The organism is Pseudomonas sp. RIT-PI-q, assembly GCF_001297125.1.
GTDB lineage: Bacteria > Pseudomonadota > Gammaproteobacteria > Pseudomonadales > Pseudomonadaceae > Aquipseudomonas.
Genome location: NZ_LHPC01000061.1, coordinates 1 through 6,556 on the forward strand (window position 1 = coordinate 1; position 6,556 = coordinate 6,556).

Consider the following 6,556-nt stretch of genomic DNA (forward strand, 5'->3'; position numbering starts at 1 on the left):
GGAAAACCAGCACCGTCTATGACGAAAAGGCTTACTTGCAGGCATTAACGCGGCGTGGATCAACGCTGGTAGTGGCGCCGATGGAGGTGGTCACAGGTTGACGGACAGGCTCAGGGCGTGAGGGGGCGGTGCGTCAAAATCAAAATCAAAAGCTGAAGGCGAGCTAACGCTCGACCTGTAGGAGCTGGCTTGCCAGCGAAGGGCGTTAACGATGACGCGCTTCAGCAGCATAAACGTGGCGCATTTGAATCCTTCGCTGGCAAGCCAGCTCCTACAGGGGGCGCGGAGGTTTTCAGATGTTGCGTTCGCTTTTGATCTTGCCGTTGCTTTGCTTCGGCTTTTGATTTTGATCTGTTGCCCCTTTCCCAGAGGCCGAACGCAGGCGTTGCGCAGGGGGCACCGCGGCAAGGATGCCGCGGTAGCTGCCCCCGGCCATGGATGGCCGATGGCGGCGGGCCCCCGGAGCAATGCCGGAGAGAGGGCATGCCGAGCCTAAGCGAGGCACCGAATGGAGGGGCAAAGCCTTTTGCTTCCTTTTTGGCGTTTGAAAAAGGGAGTCGCTGTAAGAGCGAAACCATAAGCCGCCGTTACCGCAGAAACGGATATGTACTCAGCCAACAAAGAATAGGTCGGCTATCAGGCCGCCTTCGCTGGCAAGCCAGCTCCCACATGTGTGCGATCTGATAGCCAACCACCCGCCCATAAAAAAACCGCGACCCTCCCTCAAGAGCCGCGGTTTTTTATGCCCCGCGATTACTGCTGCAACACAGTCGCCCGGTTATCCGTCCCCAGTTGCTGAACAGTCGCCATCTGCGTCATGCCGCTCTGATCAACACTGGCAATGTTCCCGCTACCCCCCTGAGTCACATACGCCACGTTCATCGTGTCAGCCTGTTTCACAGTGATCTGGTTGTCGCTGCCCCACAGCTGGGCGGTGTAGGCCTGGTTGTCGCTGCCTTCCTGGTTGAACTCGGTGCTGTTGCCCGAACCGTTGGAATAACCCTGGGCCAGGTTGGTGGTGCCGCGCTGGTCGGAGATGAGGATGTTGTCGCTCCCGTTCTGGTCGAAGTACAGCTCGTTGTAGTTGTCGGCCTGGCTGACAGTGGTTTTGTTGCCGGTGCCGGTCTGGTTAGTGGTCATGATGTGGCCGACGCCATCCTGCTTGAAGCTGGCCACGTTGGCGTTGCCGTTCTGAGTGATGGTGGCGCGCTGGTTGCTGCCGAACTGGCCGCCCAGTTGCGGGCCTTTCCAGTTGCTGGCGTAGACCTTGTTGTCGTTACCCACCGAGGTGGCGTTGAGCACATGGCTGTCGCCGCTCTGGTAGGTGAAGTGCACGTTGCCGGCGCCTTGCTGATACAGCGCCAGGACCGAACCGACGGAGTCGAACTGGTCGGCATAGATGGCGTTGGCGTCGCCGACTTGCAGCACTCGCGCGTCGTTGTTTTCACCAAAGCTCTGGTCGACCACGGTTTCGTTGGTCGTGCCGTACTGGTCGATGGTCGCCTGGCTGCCGGTTTGCCCGCCCTGCCAGACTTCCGTGCCGTTGAAGTCGCCGAACTGGTTGATGGTCACGACACCGCCATTGCCATCACGCTGGTCGCCGTAGGCGTAGTTGCCTTCGCCCGCCTGGTTGATGCCGATCTGGCCGCCCATGTGGTTGATCTGTTCAGCCGTGGCGTAGTTGGTGGTGCCGTACTGGATGAGCACCGCGTTGTTGGCAACGCCCAGTTGGATCTGTTCGATATTGGCTTCGTTGCCGTCACCGAACTGGAAGGTTTGACCGGAGGTGCCTTCCTGACTGTCCTGATAAATGAACGAGAAGTTGCCGGTGCCTTGCTGTTGTTGCAGCGCTTCGTTGCCGCCCATGCCGATCGACTGGCTGGCATGGCTGGTGTTGAGGCTGCCGACCTGTTGCTGGTTGATCGTGCTGCCGTCTTCGAATAACTGCTCGGCGTAGCCGGCGTTGTAGTCGCCGAGCTGGTACTGGTCGATGGTGCTGGTCGCGGTGTCTTGCACGGCGGCCGCGTCATTGCCCTGGCCGAGTTGTTGTTGGGTGGCGGTACTGAAAGGGGCCGCAGTCTGCTTCACATCGGCGACGTTGGCAGTACCGGCCTGGTTCTGGGTGGAAACGCTGTCGTCGGCCATCGCCTGGGCACTGACAATGACCAGGATGGCGGCGGTGAGGGGCGTCAGTTTGAACATGATGAAACCTCCAAGTGGTGCAGTGCTTAGCGATATTGTTTGACCGAAACGCTCATGCCGTTCCCCGACTGGGTCACGGCGCTGGAAAGCCCCGTACCGGCCTGGTCGATGCTGGCGTCGTTGTTATTGCCGTTCTGGGAAATCTGCGCACGGTTGTGGCTGCCGTTTTGGCTGATCGCGGCGGAGTTGCCAGAGCCTTGTTGGGTGATCATTGCCATCAGGTCGCTGCCCTGTTGCAGGATGTAGGCTTCCTGATTGCTGCCCGACTGCACGATGTTGCCGAGCAGCGACTGGCCGTTCTGTTGCACCATCGCGGCGTTGGTCTGGCCGTTTTGGTCGATCAGTGCGTGTTGGCCAATCGGCGGTGGCAACTCGCCGAGGTCGGTGCCGGGGCCCAGGTCGTCGTTCTCCATCAAATCGTCGGCGCGCACACCTGCGCTGCTGCAGAGCAGGAGCAGGCAGAGCAGGGCGGCGGTCGGCGTTTTCATGGCGTTGTCCTTTGCCAGGTGGCCGGCCCCATCAACCTGTCTGGTTGATGGGGCGAGGGCTCAGTTGGAGATCACGGACACCGAGCGCACGGTGCCTTGGGACGAGGTGATGGTGGCTGTCGGGTTCGCCGACGGAATCACCGTGGTGATGTTGTTTACCGTCAGCCTCCAGCGACCGGTCACCGGCACCGTGGTGGTGCCCAGGGTTGCCAGTCCGGTCGGAGTGGAAACCTGGATGGTGATGGTGTTGCCGGTGACCACCGATGAGGTGCCTGCGAAGTCCCAGGTGAAGCGGTTGTTGGAACGCGCCGACACTGTTGCCGTGGTCACCGTGAAGGTTTCCGCAGCAGGCCGTGGCGAGACTTGCACCGTGACCGTGGCCGGTGACGTCGACAGGGCGCCGAAGCTGTCCCGGGCGATATAGGTGAAGGTGGTGGTGAAGGCCGTGGTGACCGTGGCCGGTGGGGTGTAGGTGATCACCGTGCCGTTGCTGCTGACGGTGCCGCGACCTGCCGGTGGCTGGGTGAAACTGGCGACCGCCAGCGGTACGTTGCCTTCCGGATCGGTGTCGTTGGCCAGCACGCTGATCGGTATCGCCACGCCCAGGGTTGCGACGGCGTCGGCGACGGCCACTGGCGGCCGGTTAGGCGCAACGGTGATGGTCACGGTCGCTGGAGCGGTCGAGGCCAGGCCTTTGACGTCTTGAGCCTTGTAGGTGAAGGACGTTGTCAGCGGTGCATTGACCACGGCTGGCGGGGTGTAGACCACCGAAGTCGTGCCGCTCAACGCCACCGTGCCCTGGCCTGCGGCCGGTTGGGTCAGCGCGGTGATGCTCAACGGCGTGTTGCCGTCCGGGTCGCTGTCGTTGGCCACCAGGTTGAGGGTGATGGGCACCCCGAAGCTGGTGCTACCGGTGTCGGCCACGGACAGTGGCGCCTGGTTCTCACCGGTATCCGGCGCAGTACCAGCGACCACGACGAGCTCGGTATCGCTACCGCCCGCGGCGGATTTGACCGTGACACTTGCCGGTGGCTGCGGCAGGTCGGCGACCGTCAGTTTTTGCAGCGTGCCGGTTTTCGACAGCCGTCCGTAACCCTGCGCGACCATGTCCGGCACCGCCACTTCATCCGTGGAGGTGGCCTCGATCAGCAGGCTGTGATTGCTCCAGTTGTAGCGCGCGGTCTGGATTTTCACCACGTCGGTGAGCTTGCTCGACACCGCTGTCGGCCGGGTAGTGCCGGCCGGGTTGGTGGCGGTAACCACCACGACCGGAGGCACGGCGCCGGTGACCAGATGATTGCCGAAGTACAAGCCATTGTTGTCGCCCAACAGATTGGTCTGGCACGGCGTGCGCGGTGGTCCTGGAACCAGGGCCACCGTTTCGCGGAAGCACAGGGTCGAGCTGTTGTTCGATTTGGCAAACACTTCAACCCGGGTATTGGTGCCCGTGCCGGAACTGGTGCGGCGGTAGGTGGCGCGGCTAACCTCTACCGGTGTTTGGGCGCGAGGGTCGAGAATTTTGCCGGACACGGTGAACAGGCTGGTCTGAATGGTCCCCGCCGGTCCCTGGATGCGAACGAAGTTGGTGTTGTTGGGGCTGCCAGTGACTTGTTCGGCGACGTTCGGGTCGCCGACGAAGGTTTCGACCGCGCCGGTTTCCGGGTTAACCTCGGTGTACGGGCCATTGATGCTGCGCAGAAAGGGCCCGATGTTGCCCGCCAGCACACCATTGAACGTCCCCGCTGCAGCGATGCCGATGTCGCGGGTGATGTTGATGGCGCGACGCCCAGGCGTGGTGACGTTGACAGTTTCCACCCCGTAAGGGTGGGTGATGGTGTAGGTCCCGGCGGTCGGCACCGAGACACGCAGGCGGATCCGGGCGAAGCTTTGTTGATCGCCATCCGCCGGAGTTTCGTTGGCGAATGCCGCCTCGATCCCGGCCACGTAGACCTCCAGCTCATACCCGCTGTTGCCGACTTGCGGGATATCGGTCTCGGCATGGAACCAGAACGCTTCCGACGGCCAGTTGTCAGGGAAAACCATCGGCTGGGTGTCGTCGTAGATCCCCGGTTCAGCCCCGAGAATGCACATGTAGGACGGTGGCACCGTGGCTGCAACCCGCGAACTCGCGGCCAGGGACTGGCACAGTTCCATTTTCAGGTGGTTGCTGTCCTCATACCACATGGGGAATTTCCCCGTGGCAAAGGTGTAGGGGCCGGGATCGAAATCGGCGAGTTGCGCGAACGCGCTGCCGGACAGCGATAGAGTCAGTCCCAGGGCGTTGAGCGCCAGGCGTGGCCAATTGTTCATGATGCCTCCTGATGAGGATCTGGGCATGTGAGCGTTCATGGCAGGATGACCACTTCTTCGGTATCGGTGCCGCCATTGGATGACGTCACGCGAACCTTGGCCGGTGGAATTGGCGAGATGCCGGTCGCCAGGGATTTCACGGCGCCGTCGCCACTGAGGGCGCTGATGGCGGCCCCGGTGCCGGTGGTGGCGACGAGTATCGGTGGCGATGTTTCATCACTGGTCGAGGCCACGATCGTGAGTTGCCCGGAGCTCAGGCTGTACTCGGCACGTGAAATCACCACCAGGTCAGTCAGAGGCATCGACAGCGTGGTCGGCGTGCTGCTGGGAATCGCCACGTGGTTGTCGGCGGTCAACTGCACGGTGCTCGGCAAGGTCGGGTTGGCCGAAGACTGGCCATACCAGTTGCCGGTGGTGTCGGCTTCGGTCAGGTTCAGCACGGGGTTGTTGCTGGTCAGGGCGACGGTGGCGGGCGGTGGCGGTGCCATGACGAACACATCCTGCTGGGCCACCGGTGCACTGGCTCCGGCATGCCGCGAGTAGGTGCTGCGCTGAGTGATCATCGGGGTCGGCCGGACCACGGTCGACAACTTGCCGGAGACGGCGAACACCGTGGTGCGCAAGTCCAGCCCGTTGGGGCCTTCGATGCGGATGAAGTTGGTGTTGAACGGGCTACCGGTGACGGCTTCATCAAGGTTCGGGTCGCCGACGAATTTGTCGGCCGCGCCGGTCACCGGATTGATTTCGGTGTAAGGGCCGTTGACGCTGCGCAGGAACGGCCCGACATCGCCCTTGAGGGCACCGTCGAAGGTGTGCGGCGCGCCGATGCCGATGTCCCGGGTCATGTTGATCGCCTTGCGCCCAGGTACATCGACGTTGAACACATCGACGCCGTAGGGGTGAGTGATGACGTAAGTGCCGGCGGTGGGCACGTCGACGCGAATACGGATGCGAGCGAAGGTGATCTGGTCGCCGTCAGTGGGTTCTTCGCCGGAGAAGGCCGCTTCGACAGCGCTGACATAGGTCAGGTCGATACCGCGTGCGGCATCGACGATTGCGCCGTCGGCGGTGAACCAGAACGCTTCGTCGGGGAAGTTGGTCGGGAAGACGATGGGCTGCGTGTCGTCGAAAACGCCGGGGGTCGCACCCAACAGGCACATGTAGGCCGGCGCACCGGGTGCACCGGCGACCCTGGAGCTGACAGCCTTGGACAGGCACAAGTCGAGGGTTCGACCATGGGTGTCCTGATACCAGGCGGGGAACGAGCCGTTGCCGGGTGCAAAGGGGCCGGGATCTACAGCAAACAACGCGGCTTGAGCAACGCCTTGGGCCAGAGCACTAACGACCAGGGCGGCCGCGGTTTTGGACAGTAAAGGGTGCATGAGTTAATCCCTCTATCAGAGTACCTGTCCCTTGGGGATGGGTCAGTTGAGAGGGTTTTGGCAACTTCCATACCAACCGGCGAAAACGACCGGGAGAGGCCCGGTACACAGGCATGTCACGGACACGCGGCATCACAAAGCCAGTCGTGGGGATAGGGCCACTGTCCCCAGCAT

The 6,556-nt window shown here is 62.3% G+C and carries 4 protein-coding genes; all 4 read right to left on the reverse strand.

Annotation, left to right across the window (positions count from 1 at the left end; translation table 11 throughout):
- Positions 1 to 753 precede the first annotated feature (753 nt).
- The 4 genes from AEQ67_RS31440 to AEQ67_RS31455 are packed head-to-tail and all read right to left on the reverse strand — an operon-like array spanning position 754 to position 6,382.
- The gene (locus AEQ67_RS31440; RefSeq protein ID WP_059407638.1) at positions 754 to 2,202 is read right to left on the reverse strand and encodes a curlin; all 1,449 of its coding nucleotides are present in this window, start codon (positions 2,200 to 2,202) and stop codon (positions 754 to 756) included.
- A gap of 26 nt (positions 2,203 to 2,228) precedes the next feature.
- The gene (locus AEQ67_RS31445; RefSeq protein WP_059407639.1) at positions 2,229 to 2,690 is read right to left on the reverse strand and encodes a curlin; all 462 of its coding nucleotides are present in this window, start codon (positions 2,688 to 2,690) and stop codon (positions 2,229 to 2,231) included.
- A gap of 60 nt (positions 2,691 to 2,750) precedes the next feature.
- Positions 2,751 to 5,000 carry an Ig-like domain-containing protein gene (locus AEQ67_RS31450; RefSeq protein ID WP_059407640.1) on the reverse strand — a complete coding sequence of 750 codons (2,250 nt, stop codon included), beginning with the start codon at positions 4,998 to 5,000 and terminating at the stop codon, positions 2,751 to 2,753.
- A gap of 35 nt (positions 5,001 to 5,035) precedes the next feature.
- Positions 5,036 to 6,382, reverse strand: a complete 1,347-nt coding sequence (locus tag AEQ67_RS31455; protein WP_059407641.1) for a hypothetical protein — start codon at positions 6,380 to 6,382, stop codon at positions 5,036 to 5,038.
- Between the last annotated feature and the right edge of the window lie 174 nt (positions 6,383 to 6,556).